The sequence below is a fragment of the Bacillus sp. GC_Bacil_1 genome, assembly GCF_026540675.1.
Lineage (GTDB): Bacteria > Bacillota > Bacilli > Bacillales > Bacillaceae_G > Bacillus_A > Bacillus_A cereus.
This window is the reverse complement of the sequence record NZ_JALNUG010000005.1, coordinates 25,802-42,966: the sequence shown is the minus strand read 5'-3', so window position 1 is coordinate 42,966 and position 17,165 is coordinate 25,802. Positions and strand designations below refer to the sequence as shown.

Genomic DNA, 17,165 nt, shown 5'->3' with positions numbered 1-17,165 from the left:
ATCCAAGAATCAGTGTGGGAGGAACAAAAGTTTCACTTTAGCAACTTTAATGATGACCAGCGAATAAAGTGAACACTGTTATTAGTAAAAAACCACTAGTTGCCCACATTAGAAATGTAAGGAAAGAGAGCTGTTTCTTAGCTTTCCAAAGCATTTCATGAATTGTGACATATCCAAGTGAACCAATAGCACTTCCCATAATGAGGCCTTGCAGGTGAAGAGCTTTTCCTTCCATCAAAATGCCAAAAACTGTGCCAGTACCGAGAATAAGAGAAAGTAATAAAGTCGTTAATAAAAAGGAAATATATTTATGTTTTGTAAAAAGAAATGGAATAATTAAAGCTAATCCTTCTGGAATATGGTGAACGACGATTGCTATTAAAAAGGGAATGGCAGAGTCATTATGATTTATAAAAGCTGTACCTAACGCAAATCCACTCGGTATATTATGAATAAATATAGCGAAAGAGAGAAAAAGAAAGGTTTGCCATGCTTGTTGATCTTTTTTATGTATCATTGGATGGTGACAATAGTTATCTAATAAGCCCATAACTAAAATACCGATAGCTATACCAAGTATAGGTCCAATCATTTCATAGCTTGAAAATGTTTCAGGAATAATTTCAAGTGACAATAACCCAAACAAAATACCGCCACATAATGCGTATAAACGATGCATCTTTTCTTCAATGAGTTGGCGTGTTGCTACTCCAACAGCACCGCCTAATAGTAATCCACCGAACGAAAAAAATGTTACAATCATTGGGATCCATAAACGTTCCATAGTATCACACTCCGATTCTATTCCCTTATTTTTAGCTTACGAAAAGAAAAGTTAGATTAGTCCAAGTAATTGTGTTTGAGTATAGAGAAAAAAGTAGTGATTCGTTATAATCTATATATTAAACTTAAGTGAGGAAATGAAAAGGGGAATTGGTTATGCAACAAATTAAAAAAATAGGAAACTCATTTTGGTATATGACACCTGTTTCTGAAACAGATAGACCTATATTAGGAATGGTTGTTGGAAAAGAAAAAACGTTAATGATCGATGCAGGGAATTCAGAAGAACATGCACAATTATTTTTAGAAATGTTAAAAGAACAAAATGTATCGAATCCAGATTTCGTAGCACTAACCCATTGGCATTGGGATCATATTTTTGGATTGCCTGTACTACAAGATGCATTGTCTATTGCACATTCTGAAACGAAAAAAGAGATGCGTACACTTGTTTCTTATGAATGGACAGATGAAGCTTTGGATGCACGCGTAAAAGAGGGTACTGAAATTGAATTTTGTGCGGATTGCATCAAGAAAGAGTTTGAAGAAAAAGCGAGAAATATTAACATTATTCCTCCGGCCTTAACGTTCCAGGATCAAATGGAATTAGATCTTGGTGAGGTGACATGCGTGTTAAAACATGTGGGCGGAGATCATGCACATGATTCAGTTGTTATTTACGTGAAAGAAGAAAAGATATTATTTTTAGGAGACTGTATATATGCAGATATTTTTTCTTCGAAGTGGAACTATACGACGAAAAGAACGTTTAAATTGATAGATGAATTAGAGAAATTTGATGCTGAGACATATATTCTCTCTCATGGGGAAGCGATAAATCGAGAGGAGTTTTTACAAGAGATTCGTATGTTAAAAACAGTAGGAACTTATACAGAAGCTCATAAAGGTGATGAAGAGAAGATAAAGGCAGCGTATAAACAAGAACTAGATAGAGAATTAAACGAAGATGAGTTAGAAACAATAACGTATTTTGTCAATGGTTATGAAATGAATAATCAATAAGACACTACATTAATCCAATATAATTAAATTGCACAAAAAGAGTATTGAAATTTAATTCAATACTCTTTTCAATAGTTAAATATGTAGTTTCAACTAAATTCTAAATATAGGGGTTCATCGTCTGAAGTGATTTTATTCTATTTATTTTTCGTATAGATAGTGGTTCAAGTAGAAGCTTTCTTTGCTAATTCAGTAATATATTCAAAGAATACATCACGTTTTACATCATAAACGACATTTACAGGTCGTCCATCAGCAGTTTCCTCTGTACGCCCCTGGCTTGGTCCATATGTATGAACGATACTATTAATCGTTTCAGTTTTTGCAAGGCTAGTGTTTCCGACAAGCGCGGTAGTTAGTACATCCCATAAATAATAAGTAGAGTTCGTTGAGAAGTGAACGAGAGGGGGGACCATTGCATAACATTGACCAAGGAAATCAACACCAATATACTTTCTCTCTTTTGCCCACTGTTCACGTATGTCTATAGTTAACGGAACTTGGTTTGTACTTTCTAGTGTCACTAAGTCGATTTTAATTTTTGCATCCCATACACGAGCTACTGCTTCAGGGTCCCAAAACGAATTCCACTCAGCTGTTCCATCATGCTCTGGTTCATGTACATTGCCTGCTGTAAGAAATGTACCACCCATCCAAACGAGACGTTCAATTTTATCTTCGATGATGGGAGTTTCATATAATGCACGAGCAAGGTCAGTTAGGGGCCCGGTAAATAATAAAGTTGTTTTTCCTTCCGTTTGTAGAAGTGTTTCTATTAAATGGTGATGTGCAGGCTTTGCTGCCATGGGTGTTACAACTTTTCCAGACTCATTTAAAATTGGTAAAGCATCTACATAAAATGCATGCATCCGCCAGTCTTTCGGAAACGGGTTTTGCCCACGAGAGTTTGAAGCGGCTACTGCAATATTATCTTTGCTGAAGCGATCAATAATTTTACGACTTGCAGACATTGCGGGTTCTAAATAACAGTCTGCTGGGATAACAGATACACCGGTAAGTTCAACGTTTTCCATTTGAAGTAATAAAAATAATGAAATTAAATCATCTACGCCGCCATCATGATTGAAGTACACTTTTTTCTTCATTGTAATCTCCATCCTATATGATTTAGTTAGAAATTAAATATGAATTGAGGAAAAGTCATCAATAATTTCCACCACTTCAATTTCTCCATTAATCAGTAGCTCAGGAAGCTCATTTCTAATATTTCCTTTCCAATACTCTCTAGCTTGTTCGATTTTTTGAGAAAAAGGAATACCATCTTCTTTCGGTAAAAGATTACCGTCACCTTCAAAAGAACTTCCGATTACTCGTAGTTTAACAATCTGTAAAACTTCTCGATTGTAAGAATCAAATAATGCTTTCCATTTTAAAGCATCTTCATAGCTTTTTGAAGCGTATAAACAAGATAACCTGGAAGGGTATTCAGGGAATTCTTGTAGTCTAACCATTTCTACAATTGTTTCTCTAACTGCTCTAATTGTTTGATCCATATAACTCATAACTACTTTAGCACTTTCATTATTTATATGTAATTCGTCATTTTTATAGTGATTATTTAAAATTTGTATGCCATCTTCACCATTAGCATTTAATTGTTCTCTTTCAAAAAAGAAGTGATATAGAGTATTGTGTTGATTTTTGTTAAAAGGAATCATTTGTCTGATATGCATTTTTTTCCTTGTTACGATGTGATATGCGTAAAATTCTGCTTCATTCATGGTTATCCTCCTAGTAATAGTGTAATGCAATGTTAAATTTAGTAATTCAACATTGAAATATATAAAACCTTTATAAGTAAAAGTGAGAATTTGAGTTGAAAGTAAAGAAAATATATGAAAACGTTTTAAATTTGTTCACAAAATGTTCACTTACGAAGGGGTTTCCAATGTCGATATAATGACAAAGACTCAAAGAGAGAGGATGATGAAATTTGCCAACAACAAGAAAGGAAAACTTCCAATTTGGCATGATGATGTGCTTTGGAATGGTTATCGTAATGACGTTTTACAATTTACTAATGAATGAAACAGGAGGACCAATTTATATTAAAGAGATTGCATTAGAACTATTAATTGGCTTTATTATTGCGCTATTAATTGAAATAAGTATAGTTGGACCTTGTGCGAAAAAAAATTGTATTCATGTTGCCATTTGATAAATCTAAGAAAATAAATATTATCGTTGCAATGGCGACAACTATGGTAATCGGAATGGTGTTCTTTATGTCATTTTTCGGTATGGCTATGATGCATTTACATGGTGGACTACAAGGAGATTCATTTGTTTCAATTTATTTTTCGATTTTTATTAAAAATTTCATAATGGCATATCCATTACAATTAATTATTATGGGACCGCTTGTACGTTTCTTATTTGCAAAGTTTGTTATGAAAAAGAAATCTTTTAATGTAGCGTAATTTTTATTTATAAAACATTATATGTAAATAACGAAAAACACATCTCGCATTTTTGAGGTGTGTTTTTTTTCATTCCAAGTTATTTTCATAGTGATGTGACATTTGTCCTTTTGCCATTATAGGATGATGGTTTTTAATTAAGTCAGAAATAAAGGATGAGGAGATGATTTTTTGAAAGGTATTCTATTTGCTGTTTTTGCGGGGATATTTATAACACTTCAAGGAACCTTTAATGCGAAACTTAGTTCACATATCGGTATATGGTCGACGAGTATTATAACCCATTTAATTGGATTCATTATTGCAACAACTGTATTTTTGTTAAAGAAAGAAGAGAAAGTAACGGATTTAAAGAGTGTAAAAAAAATATATTTAGTAGCGGGTGCATTTGGTGGATTCATTATTTGTGCAGAAACTATGGCGATATATTCACTAGGAGTTACATTGACAGCTGGCACACTAATGGTTGCTCAATTGTTAACGGCAACAGTTATTGAAATGAAAGGACTGTTTCATATAAAAAAGATACAGATGGAGAGATATCATATTGTGGGAACAATAGTAATGATTATAGGTATTGTTGTATTTAATATGTAAATGAAAGGAGGAAATGAATATGGAGAATAGATCAAGTTTAATTACGCATTATTTGAAAATCAATAAAATGCTCGAGTTTTTTTCCGAAATAGATACAGCATATTTTCAATTAAATCATTTTGAAAAAGGCGAGCTTATTTGCAATATAGATGACGAAATTGATCGTTTATATTTTGTTGTTAAAGGTAAAGTAAAAGTTTATACGATTACACCTGAAGGGAAGAAACTAATCCTTCGCTTTATTAATCCACTCGCAATTGTTGGTGATATTGAATTAATTCAAAATAGCAAAGCACATAATGTCGTTGAAGCTTGTTCAGATGTTGTAGCGATTTCCATTTCTAATACGGTTATTAGAAACAAGTTATTACATGATCCTATATTTATGAAATTCTTACTTGAAAACATTGCGAACACGTTAAAAATATCGACTCGTTTTACTGCTCTTAATTTACTTTATCCTGTAGAAGTACGTGTAGCTAGTTATTTACTTTCAATTTCAACAGATAGTAACGGAAATATGTACAAAGGGGATTTGGATACGACATCGGTAACGAGTATTGCAGGCTTTATAGGGGTAAGTTATAGGCACGTAATTCGGGTATTACAAAGATTTTATAATGAAAAATTAATTGAAAAAAGTAATGGAGTTATTGTCATTAAAGATTTTTCTAGAATGAAGGAAGTCGCTAAAGATAATATATATGAGCAATGAAAGGGAGAGGAAGATTTTGATTGGATTTAGTTTAGCTATATTAGCAGGAATATTAATTAGCTTACAATCTGTTTTTAATGCAAAAGTAAATGAAAATGTAGGACAGTGGTTAACGACTACATGTGTCCTTGGAATAGGTCTCATTAGTTCTATTCTATTTTATATCATTACAGAAAACAGTATTAGCATTAAAGTGTATACTGCAAATTATTTGTTTTATGTAAGTGGACTGTTTGGCATCGGGTTAATTATTTGTATAATGGGTGCAATAAAGAGTTTAGGTCCAGCATATACGGTGCTAATTAGTCTTATTACTCAATTGGTCGTTGCGTTATGTATTGATACATTTGGATTATTTGGAATGGAGAGCATTCCATTACAAATAAATAAATTAGTTGGTATAGGTTTATTAATTGTGGGAGTAGGTATTTTTAAAAATCTATTTTCGAATAAGAAAGCTATTCATATAAGAAAGGATAGGGTCTAAAGAATTTAAAGGTAAAATGTTGACGGTCAGAACATATACAATTAAAAAGTAGTAAGTGGGTTATAAGAAGAGAGGGTAAGTGATTCAACATATGTTGCAAGATGGTGTACATGATTTGGAAATCGATGAGATTCAACATTTTAGCTCCTACGTAAAGTGCATGCAAGATTTTATCCCGCTATTTGTCGGGCAGTAAGACCCCTACCTCAAAATTCAGCGAGAGCAAAGAAGTTAGGTGGGGTTCGGGCTGCCCGTAAAAGCTCGATTGGTGAGGGCTAATAATCAGTGGGGGATGAGCAAAGCCCCCACTGATTAAAGTTTCACTTCACAATTATGTTTCTGCCTTTGATTTTATTAAAATTAACATTTATGACCTAAGTATAAATGTATTGAGCTCTTCTTTACTTTTTTATTTTTTGAACCGTAAATGAACAAACTTCAACATTTTTATTAAGTTTACAATTCTCATCATTATACGCGTACTACCGTCCCAATCTTTATTTGTAGCTATATCTTTAAAGAAAGGGGAGCAGCTCAATACTTTTATTGTAGAGGACCATTTTTCTATTGATTTTGGATTATTTACGTAAAAATACATCATAGCACCGTTATTACCAGATTTTTTTACAGTAGCATTCGAAAGATTCAGTGCGAACTTTGATTCAGCGTCAAAATATAATTCTCCTGCAGGGAAACGTTTTGACATAGCGACTACGATCTTTTTTAAATCTTCTTCTTTAAAGTAATAAAACACACCTGCTGATATAAAAAGAATACCGTCGTTTGGATTATATTTTATATCGTCAAACCAAGAAGTATCAAAAAATGATTTAGCAATGCTAATGTTTCTAGGGGTATCTTCAATTAAAGTTTTGCGAAAAGAGATTGCATCGGGCAAATCAAGATTGTACCAATGTATTGTACCGTTATCGATTCTTGAAAAAGTAGTGTCTAGTCCGGAACCGATGTTTACAATAGTAGCATTCGGGTGTTTTATTATAAATTGTTTTATCGTATCGTCAATTTTTCGTGCACGGGTAATGTATGTGATACATCCGTATTCGCCAAATGTATTTGCTATTGTTGAGAAGTCAAAATCACATTCTTTAATTATTCGAATAGCTTCTATATCATCTAAAATATCCTTATTTTTCTCACTGCCATATGCTCTTCCCCATAGTGGAATAAGCATTGTACCTTGTACAGATTGCAAATCTAATTCTTTAACCATGAAACATCCTCCGTTTAATAATAAACAATATATCTAGTCGTTATTTAACATTTTTGAGAGCATTGTATTTGTTTTATATAGTCCATAAGTTAAATCCCGTCTATCCTCTTCAGATAACTTTTCGAGGTTTACTGTGAAATTATTATATATTTGTTTCCATCTCTCATAATGTACTTTTTCAGCTTTTTCTGTCAGAGAGATTAATATAGCTCTTTTGTCTACCATATCTTGCTTTTTTATGATGTATCCGTTTTGTTCTAAGTTACGCACTGTTACACTTAATTGTTGTTTAGGGATGTTTAAATAACTAGCAATCATTTTTAAGTTTACAGGCACCTTTTGCTGGGCGATATACTCTACTACGTGTTGTTCTAAATGTGTAAATTCTGAGGATTTCTCCGATAGTAATTTAAAAGTACCTGACATATTTAATAATAAATTCATGTATTCGTTTAATAATTCGTTTTGGGTCATTGTTTTTGATTCCTTTATGAATTTAGTTATTATTTTATTACTAAATTTACTATAAATCAATTAAAGTTACTCTTTATAGTAAATGAATGTTTACTAATAACTATTTTTTTGAATTTATGTGGACTGAATTATAAGGGCGCGAGAAGTGGTTTTAGGTAAGGAGAATATAACCGAAAAAAATATTACTAAACGTATATAACTAATGAATACAATGTCTTTTTCGGTTATTATGTTGTAAATAATTTTATGATAAAATCTTTTACATAATGAAATAAAGGGGTAGTATTCTATGGGTTATTTCTCAAATGGTTTATTAGTTTTGTTTGTGCTAATCGTATGCAGTTGTATATTTTTTGGTTGATAATATAATGAGAGTCTTATATAAAAGAAGTTATCTTAAGTGAGATAACTTCTTTTTACTTTATATTGAGAAGGAATTCTATCTTTCTTATTGAAGTTTGTTCTAGTTATTTTTACATCAATCAGATTTGTGTAAAGGGAATTTTATGAAATATAAACAAGCCAGAGAATAGGGAGTATTTACATGGAAAATAGTATACGCTACACAAGTGAACATCCTACAGATTTTAATGGATTATTATCCTTATACGAATCTTTAGGATGGAATTCTCTTAAATTAACGGTTAACGAGTTAGAACGAATGTGTAAGCAAAGTTGGTATGCAATTTATGTTTTTGATGATAAGAGGTTAGTAGGGATGGGGCGTGTCATATCAGATGGAGTCATAACAGGCATTATTTGTGGAGTTGGTGTATTGCCAAAATATCAGTCTAGTGGCATCGGAAAAGAAATAGTGAAACGATTAATCCAGCACTGTGAACAAAACAAGGTTATTCCACAACTTATGTGTGTAGAAAAGTTGCAATCTTACTATGAATCTATAGGGTTTGAAGCATTCTCTATTGGGATGACAAAACATATTATAAGATAGAGGTGCTTTATCCCGCTATTTGCCGGGTAGTAAAACCCCCCACTGATTAAAGTTTCACTTTATATTTTCAGTTTACTCGTACATATTTTCAAACTTCAACATAAAGGAGAATGGCTGTATGGAGATTGCTAAAGGGATAGAAATGTTACAACTTGAATTTCAAGAATTTGTTATTCATCCAATTCTTTTATGGGATGATGAAATGGCAGTATTAATAGATACGGGTTTCCCAGGACAAATTGAAGATATACAAGTAGAGATGGAAAAGGTTGGGGTATCATTTGATAAGTTAAAAGTCGTGATTTTGACGCATCAGGATATTGATCATATAGGTAGTCTTCCGGAATTGTTGCAGCGCTGTCGAAGTAATATTAAAGTTTATGCGCACGAACTAGATAAGCCATATATCGAGGGGGATTTACCTTTATTGAAGGACGGAAATATAGAGAACCGACCAAAAGGAAAAGTGAGTGATACTGTGATTGACGGGCAAGAACTTCCATATTGCGGTGGAATACTAATTCTTCATACTCCAGGGCATACTCCGGGTCATATTAGTTTATATTTGAAACAAAGTAAAATTCTTGTCGCTGGAGACTCGATGTATAGTGTGAATGGAGTGTTAGGAGGAATTCATGCCCCAACAACTTTAAATATTATGGAAGCACGGCAGTCTTTGAAGAAGTATTTAAATTTACATATTGAATCTGTAGTTTGTTACCATGGGGGATTTAGTAAGCGGAATATAAATGTTCAACTTCAAAATTTGTAAAAGTTAAAGTGAAATTTTGTGTTAAACAGCATTGAAGTATAATCTGATTATTAGTATATAAATAAATTATAAAAGAGCATGTTTGAAAAAATTCAAACATGCTCTTTTATTAAAGCAAATCAGTTTAATATGTATGACCTAATCCGCTCCAATAAAAAGAAACGATTTCTTGTGATAATTCATCTATATTTGCAAGAATAGGATTGTGATTTTCATCTTTAAAATTCCCAATTGATAATAAAGATACGAAAGCATGAGCCGCAAATTTAGCGTTTCCTTTCGGGATTTCTCCGATGTGCATCGCATTATCGAGTGCTTTTTCTAGTACTTCATACATATTATCTTCAGCATTTTTTAATTCTTTCAATTGTTCTTCAGATAACGACAGTTTTGCATCTTTCATAAAATTTTTCATATCAATATCCATCGTTGCGTGTAAGTAAACTTTAGCGAAGTCTAATAATCTTTCTTCTAACGTTTTGTTTGTAGAGAGTATTTGAGACATATTCTCACGTATACGTACCATCATTTCGATCATAGTAGCGGTAAATAAATCGGCTTTTGTTGAATAGTAATAGTAGACAGTTGCTTTCGTAACACCACAAACTTTTGCGACCTCATCCATAGAAACGACTTGATAATTTTGTGTAAGAAATAAGCGGGTTGCTACTTCTAAAATGGTTTCTTTTGTAGATTTTGTATTTTTATTTTGACGCGGCCTTCCGAGAGGACGTTGTTTTTGTTCCAAATACATTCGCTCCTGACATTTATGATTGAGATAATTATAACATAATTTTCAATCATTCTTGATTAATTAACCGACCAGTATATATAATTAATAATGGAGAAAAAAAGGAAGGTGGGTTTTTATGAAAAAGCACCCGTTACATATGTTAGGGAGGCTTGTAGCAGGGAGAAATACGCAGTGGATCACTTTATCGGTGTGGATTCTTATTACATTATTACTTTCATTTACGTTACCACAAGTAAACAGTACGAAAGAACCGAATCCGAAAAATTTACCTGAAACAGCTATGTCACAGCAAGCGGAAGCGCTTATGAAAAAAGAGTTTCCGAATAATGCAGGGAATCCGTTGTTAGTAGTATGGTATAGAGATGGTGGATTACAGTCACAGGATTATAAACTCATACAAGATGTTTATAAGGAGTTAAAAGCTAGTCCTTTAAAAGAACAATCAACGTTACCACCATTTGATACAATCCCAGAGCAAGTATTATCAAAAAGTGCATCAAAAGATGGTACATCATTTGTTACACCGGTATTTTTTAATAAATCTGCTGGTACAGATATATTAAAAGGAAATCTTGAAGAGTTTAGAAAAATAGTGAATAGTAAGGTGGATGAAGATCCATTTAAACAAAAAATAAGTGAATCTGGTTTACATGTTCGATTATCAGGACCTGTAGGTATTCAAACGGATGCAGTTAGTTTATTTAGTCAAGCAGATGTGAAATTGTTAGTGGCTACTGTACTACTAGTGTTAGTTTTGTTAATTTTACTGTATCGTTCACCAATTTTAGCGATTTTACCTATACTTGTTGTTGGCTTTGCATACGGTATTATTAGTCCTACACTCGGTTTTTTAGCTGATCACGGATGGATTAAAGTAGATGCCCAAGCGATATCAATTATGACAGTATTATTGTTTGGCGCTGGAACGGACTATTGTCTATTTTTAATTTCGAGATATAGAGAGTACTTGTTAGAAGAAGAAAGTAAATATAAAGCATTACAACTTGCGATTAAAGCTTCTGGCGGTGCAATTATAATGAGTGCATTAACTGTTGTACTTGGATTAGGAACATTACTACTTGCTCATTATGGAGCCTTTCATCGATTTGCAGTACCATTTAGTGTTGCTGTATTTATAATGGGAATCGCTGCTTTAACGATTTTACCAGCACTATTATTAATATTCGGTAGGATTGCATTTTTCCCGTTTATACCGAGAACAACTTCAATGAATGAGGAGTTTGCAAGAAAGAAAAAGAGGGCTGTAAAAGTTGAAAAATCAAAAGGCTCCTTTAGTAAAAAACTTGGAGATATTGTAGTACGAAGACCGTGGACAATAATTATGCTAACTGTATTTGTATTAGGCGGATTGGCTTCATTCGTACCACGTATTCAATACACATATGACTTATTAGAGTCGTTTCCAAAGGATATGCCTTCTCGTGAAGGGTTTACGTTAATTAGTGATCATTTCTCAGCTGGTGAACTAGCACCAATAAAAGTTGTTGTTGATACGAAAGGCAAAGAGCTTCCTATTAAACAAGAACTAGAGAAATTTTCTTTCGTAAATACAGTGAAAGAGCCAAAAGAGGGAAAAGAAAATAAGCAAATACAAATGTATGAAGTTTCTTTAGCGGAAAATCCATACTCAATTGAAGCGTTAGATCAAATTCCTAAATTGAAAAGTAGTATAGAAAAAGTATTAAAAGGTGCTGGGATTAGTAATGCTAAAGATCAATTATGGATTGGTGGGGAAACAGCTTCATTATATGATACAAAGCAAATTACGGAACGTGATGAATCAGTAATTATTCCAGTAATGATTAGCATTATCGCTTTACTATTACTTGTCTACTTACGATCGGTTGTTGCGATGATTTATTTAATTGTAACTGTCGTTTTATCATTCTTCTCAGCGTTAGGAGCAGGATGGATATTACTTCATTACGGTATGGGTGCGCCGGCCATTCAAGGTGCGATACCGTTGTACGCATTCGTATTTTTAGTTGCTTTAGGTGAAGATTATAATATCTTTATGGTTTCAGAAATATGGAAAAACAGAAAGACACAAAATCACTTGGATGCAGTAAAAAATGGTGTAATACAAACAGGTAGTGTTATTACATCGGCTGGTTTAATTTTAGCAGGAACTTTTGCAGTGTTAGGTACACTTCCAATTCAAGTATTAGTTCAATTTGGTATTGTAACTGCAATTGGCGTATTACTAGATACGTTTATCGTAAGACCGTTACTTGTACCCGCGATTACAGTAGTTTTAGGCCGATTTGCTTTTTGGCCAGGTAAACTTTCAAGAAAGAGTGAAGAAATACAAAAGGTGGATGCATAGTTAAAAAAGCCAAGGATATTTTCCTTGGCTTTTTTCAATGTAGTTAATTAATTTTTTGAAGTCAAATCATCAGCTGCAGCGTGATCAGTATCTTCAATTGTTGTTTCGGGCATTCCGTATAAGCCGTTCATTGCTTGTTCTTCGATAGTAAGATTTGCAGTATTATTATTTTGAATAGATGTAGTGTTTTCAGTAACATTTTCTTTTTTATTCATATTTTTGTTATTCATGTATGTATCCTCCAAATTTCATTTGATTTATCTATAGTATGTGGATGGATTTCCAGAAATATGTGAATTGATTCTTACATATGTTATATAATTAAATGAATAATTAGGGTGAATTTTAAACTGTTAGGAGTGAACAAGTATGGTGAGAGCAAGGGAATTAGCCTTCTAAAATAAAAAGAAAATTTTAGGAGGCTATTAGAATGAAGTTTCATGTAATTGATAGAGAAGATTGGAATAGAGAGCGGTATTTTGAGCATTATTTAAAGTTGAAATGTACATTTAGTATGACTGTGAATGTTGATATCACGATGTTATTAGAGGAAGTATATCAAAAGGGAATAAAATTTTATCCCGTTTTTATATATTTAATTTCTAGAGTAGTAAATAATCATAAAAAATTTCGAACATGTTTTAACGATGAAGGAGTTTTAGGCTATTGGGAGGAAATGATACCGAGTTATACAATCTTTCATAAAGATGATAAGTCTTTTTCAAGTATATGGACGGATTATTCAAGTGATTTCCGCACTTTCTATAAAAAGTATGAAGACGATATGAGATACTATGCTAGTGTTCATGGTCTTTTCACGAAAGAAAATATTCCGCCTAATGTATTTCCGATTTCTAGCATACCTTGGACTAGTTTTACTGGATTTAATCTTAATATTAATAATGATGAAAATTTTCTATTGCCAATTATAACTTGTGGGAAATATTTTAACGAAGGAAACAAGGTTATGCTACCAGTTTCATTGCAAGTACATCATTCGGTTTGTGATGGATATGATGCGAGTAAATTTATAGAAGATTTACAGCAGTTAAGTAATACTTGCAATGAGTGGCTTAAGTAATATCTAATTTTTAATTATATAAAGTGAAACTTTAATCAGTGGGGGGGTTCAGCCCTCACCAATCGGGATTTTACGGGCAATTGATCCCCCACCTAACTGCTTTGCTTTCGCTGAATTTTGAGGTGGGGGTCTTACTGCCCGGCAAATAGCGGGATAAAATTGAAAATGAATAAAAGAAGAGAACATGTTTATATTACATGGTCTCTTTTTATTATTCATTAATACTAAGTAACTGTGGAAAATATAGGGTGATTTGTAGTTTAATAGTAAAGAGAGTGATTAGTGTTAATTTTCTTAGTTTTTAAAAAGGATATAAATGTTTTAATAGGGGGGAGTAAAGTGAAATTTGTAAGCATTGAAAAAGAGGAGATCCTAATTGGGAATATGGCAAATTTGTATTGTAAAGTATTTGAGAAAACAAATTTCAATGAAATGATCAAGCGAATGAATAGGCATATAGAATATACAGGTTTTAAAGGTATAGTAGCAATAAATGATGAAAATGAAGTAGTTGGTTTTACTTATGGTTATCGCTCAATGGAGGGACAGTACTATAATCAATTAATGAGAGAAGCGTTACATCTAGAGCAAGTAGACGAATGGTTGCAAGATTGTTTTGAATTTGTAGAGTTAGCAGTTCACCCACAATATCAAAATAAAGCTCTTGGAACGAAATTACATAATAAATTACTAGAAGGAGTTTCAAATAGAACGAGTGTTTTAACAACACAAATAAACAATGAAAAAGCACGTTCGTTATATGAAAGATTAGATTGGATAAATGTATTGGAGCCATTTCATCCAAGTAAAAATGATGTTCCATATGTAATAATGGGAAAAGCATTAAAAACAAAAGTGAATTGATAATTATGGCATTCACAAAAATTATTGGTTTGTAATAATGAAGGGGAAAACAACAATGATATCTATAGAAAAAGCTACAATTTTAGATGCTGAGAAATTAACAGAAATAATGAAAAGAACATTTGATGCAGAAGCAAAACAATGGCTATACGGCCAAGATGATGTCATTGATTATAACATTCAACCGCCAGGATATTCTTCAGTTGAAATGATGGAATATTCCATTGAAGAATTGGATTCTTTCAAAGTTGTAATGGATAAAGAAATAATCGGAGGGATAATAGTTACGATTTCTGGTAAGTCGTACGGTCGAATTGATCGTATTTTTGTAAATCCTGTTTATCAAGGAAAAGGCATTGGATCACATGTTATGAAATTAATAGAAAAGGAATATCCAAACATAAAGATTTGGGATCTCGAAACATCTAGTAGACAAATTAATAATCATCACTTTTATAAAAAGATGGGCTACCAAATGATTTTTGAATCGGAAGATGAGTATTGTTACGTGAAAAGAATAAAAACAAGCTCAAATAAAGAGAGTGTAGTTACAAATAAAGATATGAAAAATAGTCAATACGAAAACTGTAATTTAGCAAATACAGAGTATTATCAAGTGAATTTAAAAAACAGTTCATTTGTTGGTAGCAATATAATGAATACGAATATGAGTAATTGTAATGTAAGTCAATCAAAGTTTAGAAATATAAATTTTAGATGGTCATCATATGCAGATTTAAATCTTTCTGGTAGTAAATTTAATTTGGTGACTTTAGGTGGAGTGCAATTTAAAAATACAAGTCTCGGAGATGAGAAGGAACCTATTTTATTCGATAAATGTGATTTGGAAGGTAGCACCATAAGTAATAGTAATCTGAAAAATATTGAAATAGAAAATTGTGATATAGTCGGCATGAAACTAAATGGTATTCTGATCGAAAATTTGCTTAATTTATATAATAAAGTGAAAAGTTAACCATATAGATATAGTTGTTAATCTTTTTGGAAATTAAGTATTATATCGAAATAATTATGTAAAAATGACATAAAGAAATACGGACGAGAAGGTCATTCATGAACGTTTCTAGAATACACACAAATATATTGTTATTTATATGGAGGAGAGAAAGATGGAGATCAATGTTAGAGCAGTAGAAATACAAGATGCTAGAGCAATTCATCGTATATGTATGCAGGATGACGTTTTACCGTATATGGTTTTCTTACCTGGCATGCGTGTAGAAGCTATGGAAAATAGAATTCGAAATTTAGCACCAAATCAATTTGAATTTGTTGCAGAATATGATGGAGAAATTGTTGGATTTGTAGGTTTAACACAAAGTCCGGGCCGAAGATCTCATTCAGGCGATTTATTCATTGGGGTTGATAGTGAATATCATAATAAAGGAATTGGGAAAGCACTTCTTACGAAGATGCTTGATTTGGCTGATAATTGGTTAATGTTAGAGAGAGTAGAACTAGGTGTGTTAGAAACGAATCCAAAAGCAAAAGCTTTATATGAAAAATTTGGATTTGTAGAAGAGGGAGTAAAGATAGGGAATTTGAAAGCTCACGGAAAGTTTATTAATGAAATTATGATGAGTCGTTTTAGACCGGATGGTTTAATTGTACATAATTAGTAGTTAAAAGCATGACAGTATACTGTCATGCTTTTTTATTAGAATTTGGCTGTATTAAAAATAATACTAAACCAATAAAAATAACGGTAATTCCTAGTCCTTGTTGTAAAGAAATGGTCTCATGTAATATAAAGTACGCTAGTATACAAGTGCCAATTGTTTCACCTAAAATACTCATTGAAATTACAGTAGCACTTATCCATTTTAATAACCAATTAAAAATGGTTTGTCCTAAAATTGTAGCAATGAAAGCTAATCCAATAAAGCACAACCAAGTTTGTGTAGAGTAATGGATGAAAGATTCTTGTTGTGTGAAAGCAAATATGCCAAGAAAGCCAGCACTACTTCCATAACTAATTACCGAATATGGTATAAGTGACAAATCTTTACGAACGTGTTGGCTAATGAAAAAATAAGCAGTAATGATACCGGCAGCGATAAGTGCTAAAATATCTCCATATAAAGCTTCTCCACTAATTTGGAAATCTTGCCAGCCAATGATGATACTACCTGAAATAGCGATGAGGCAACCAATAACTGCTCCTTTCGTAAATCTCTCCTTAAATAAAAAATAACCACCAATCATTGAGAACAAAGGTTGTAACGTTACGATAACTGTAGAGCTTGCTACAGAAGTATATTGTAATGATTCAAACCATAGTACATAATGTGCAGCTAAAAATAGCCCAGATACGAATCCAAGTGCCCATTGTTTTTTCGTTAAAGTTTTTAGCTCATTTCGACTATTTTTATTAAATAGTAATAACGGTAACAGAATTAGTGTAGCAAAGAATAATCGGTAAAAAGCAATGATTGTCGCAGGAGCATCTGCCAATTTTACAAAAATAGCTGAAGTTGATAAGGCGAATACACCAAAAAATAAGATGCAATATGAAAGAATAGGTGATTTCAAAGTTTGTCCCTCCGATAGAATGTTTATTATAATAAACTTAATACGATATAATGTACAAAAGTAAGTATATAAGTCCCGGAGATAATAGGGA

General features: G+C 32.4%; 19 protein-coding genes and 1 pseudogene. 12 read left to right on the top strand and 8 right to left on the bottom strand.

Annotated features, from left to right (window positions below; all coding sequences use genetic code 11):
- Positions 1–46: 46 nt before the first annotated feature.
- Positions 47–784: a ZIP family metal transporter gene (locus OXT04_RS09440; protein WP_000440615.1), complete on the bottom strand. Its 738-nt coding sequence runs from the start codon at positions 782–784 to the stop codon at positions 47–49.
- A gap of 155 nt (positions 785–939) precedes the next feature.
- Here OXT04_RS09440 and OXT04_RS09435 point away from each other — a divergent pair, with 155 nt between their 5' ends.
- Entirely contained in the window at positions 940–1,806 is an 867-nt protein-coding gene (locus tag OXT04_RS09435; RefSeq protein ID WP_098236211.1) for an MBL fold metallo-hydrolase, read from the top strand.
- A 164-nt stretch (positions 1,807–1,970) separates the two neighbouring features.
- Here OXT04_RS09435 and OXT04_RS09430 read toward each other — a convergent pair whose 3' ends face one another.
- Together OXT04_RS09430 and OXT04_RS09425 are read right to left on the bottom strand one after the other, a co-directional pair.
- A complete protein-coding gene (locus OXT04_RS09430) occupies positions 1,971–2,924 on the bottom strand; it encodes a nucleoside hydrolase (protein WP_072938365.1) in 954 nt (317 codons plus the stop codon).
- Positions 2,925–2,945: 21 nt separating this feature from the next.
- Positions 2,946–3,548 carry a DUF2441 domain-containing protein gene (locus OXT04_RS09425; RefSeq protein ID WP_001001051.1) on the bottom strand — a complete coding sequence of 201 codons (603 nt, stop codon included), beginning with the start codon at positions 3,546–3,548 and terminating at the stop codon, positions 2,946–2,948.
- A gap of 212 nt (positions 3,549–3,760) precedes the next feature.
- On the opposite strand from OXT04_RS09425, the pseudogene OXT04_RS09420 reads away from it, so the two are divergent.
- The 4 genes and pseudogenes from OXT04_RS09420 (at position 3,761) to OXT04_RS09405 (ending at position 6,046) form a co-directional block, all read left to right on the top strand.
- Positions 3,761–4,247: pseudogene (locus tag OXT04_RS09420) on the top strand (DUF2798 domain-containing protein).
- 171 nt (positions 4,248–4,418) lie between these two features.
- Positions 4,419–4,844, top strand: coding sequence for a DMT family transporter (locus OXT04_RS09415; RefSeq protein WP_000676258.1), 426 nt, complete (start codon positions 4,419–4,421; stop codon positions 4,842–4,844).
- A 19-nt stretch (positions 4,845–4,863) separates the two neighbouring features.
- Positions 4,864–5,559: a Crp/Fnr family transcriptional regulator gene (locus OXT04_RS09410; protein ID WP_141526277.1), complete on the top strand. Its 696-nt coding sequence runs from the start codon at positions 4,864–4,866 to the stop codon at positions 5,557–5,559.
- 16 nt (positions 5,560–5,575) lie between these two features.
- Positions 5,576–6,046: a DMT family transporter gene (locus OXT04_RS09405; protein WP_000579012.1), complete on the top strand. Its 471-nt coding sequence runs from the start codon at positions 5,576–5,578 to the stop codon at positions 6,044–6,046.
- A 409-nt stretch (positions 6,047–6,455) separates the two neighbouring features.
- Here the strand turns inward: OXT04_RS09405 and OXT04_RS09400 are convergent, their stop codons facing one another.
- A complete protein-coding gene (locus tag OXT04_RS09400; RefSeq protein WP_000237901.1) occupies positions 6,456–7,277 on the bottom strand; it encodes a class I SAM-dependent methyltransferase in 822 nt (273 codons plus the stop codon).
- A gap of 33 nt (positions 7,278–7,310) precedes the next feature.
- Positions 7,311–7,751, bottom strand: a complete 441-nt coding sequence (locus OXT04_RS09395; protein WP_000192923.1) for a MarR family winged helix-turn-helix transcriptional regulator — start codon at positions 7,749–7,751, stop codon at positions 7,311–7,313.
- Between the two features lie 544 nt (positions 7,752–8,295).
- Here OXT04_RS09395 and OXT04_RS09390 point away from each other — a divergent pair.
- Both OXT04_RS09390 and OXT04_RS09385 read left to right on the top strand, forming a co-directional pair.
- On the top strand, positions 8,296–8,703 hold the full coding sequence (locus tag OXT04_RS09390) for a GNAT family N-acetyltransferase (protein WP_000431735.1): 408 nt from the start codon (positions 8,296–8,298) through the stop codon (positions 8,701–8,703).
- A gap of 118 nt (positions 8,704–8,821) precedes the next feature.
- Positions 8,822–9,475 carry an MBL fold metallo-hydrolase gene (locus OXT04_RS09385; protein ID WP_000401473.1) on the top strand — a complete coding sequence of 218 codons (654 nt, stop codon included), beginning with the start codon at positions 8,822–8,824 and terminating at the stop codon, positions 9,473–9,475.
- A 124-nt stretch (positions 9,476–9,599) separates the two neighbouring features.
- On the opposite strand, the gene OXT04_RS09380 is transcribed toward OXT04_RS09385, so the two are convergent.
- Positions 9,600–10,223, bottom strand: a complete 624-nt coding sequence (locus OXT04_RS09380) for a TetR/AcrR family transcriptional regulator (protein ID WP_000436024.1) — start codon at positions 10,221–10,223, stop codon at positions 9,600–9,602.
- 121 nt (positions 10,224–10,344) lie between these two features.
- On the opposite strand from OXT04_RS09380, the gene OXT04_RS09375 reads away from it, so the two are divergent.
- Complete coding sequence (locus OXT04_RS09375) at positions 10,345–12,576, top strand: MMPL family transporter (RefSeq protein ID WP_000716586.1); 2,232 nt, start codon at positions 10,345–10,347, stop codon at positions 12,574–12,576.
- A gap of 47 nt (positions 12,577–12,623) precedes the next feature.
- Here OXT04_RS09375 and OXT04_RS09370 read toward each other — a convergent pair whose 3' ends face one another.
- Positions 12,624–12,806, bottom strand: coding sequence for a DUF4021 domain-containing protein (locus tag OXT04_RS09370; protein ID WP_098256926.1), 183 nt, complete (start codon positions 12,804–12,806; stop codon positions 12,624–12,626).
- A gap of 200 nt (positions 12,807–13,006) precedes the next feature.
- Between OXT04_RS09370 and catA the strand changes: the two genes are divergently transcribed.
- From catA to OXT04_RS09350, 4 genes are all read left to right on the top strand, one after another.
- Entirely contained in the window at positions 13,007–13,657 is a 651-nt protein-coding gene (gene catA / locus OXT04_RS09365) for a type A chloramphenicol O-acetyltransferase (RefSeq protein ID WP_000668543.1), read from the top strand.
- A 339-nt stretch (positions 13,658–13,996) separates the two neighbouring features.
- Positions 13,997–14,521 (top strand): GNAT family N-acetyltransferase, encoded by a 525-nt coding sequence (locus tag OXT04_RS09360; protein WP_098256925.1) that lies wholly within the window; start codon positions 13,997–13,999, stop codon positions 14,519–14,521.
- Positions 14,522–14,558: 37 nt separating this feature from the next.
- Positions 14,559–15,497 carry a GNAT family N-acetyltransferase gene (locus tag OXT04_RS09355; protein WP_025118050.1) on the top strand — a complete coding sequence of 313 codons (939 nt, stop codon included), beginning with the start codon at positions 14,559–14,561 and terminating at the stop codon, positions 15,495–15,497.
- A 154-nt stretch (positions 15,498–15,651) separates the two neighbouring features.
- Positions 15,652–16,161 carry a GNAT family N-acetyltransferase gene (locus OXT04_RS09350; protein ID WP_098256924.1) on the top strand — a complete coding sequence of 170 codons (510 nt, stop codon included), beginning with the start codon at positions 15,652–15,654 and terminating at the stop codon, positions 16,159–16,161.
- 25 nt (positions 16,162–16,186) lie between these two features.
- On the opposite strand, the gene OXT04_RS09345 is transcribed toward OXT04_RS09350, so the two are convergent.
- Positions 16,187–17,074 carry a DMT family transporter gene (locus tag OXT04_RS09345; protein WP_000841797.1) on the bottom strand — a complete coding sequence of 296 codons (888 nt, stop codon included), beginning with the start codon at positions 17,072–17,074 and terminating at the stop codon, positions 16,187–16,189.
- Positions 17,075–17,165 lie beyond the last annotated feature (91 nt).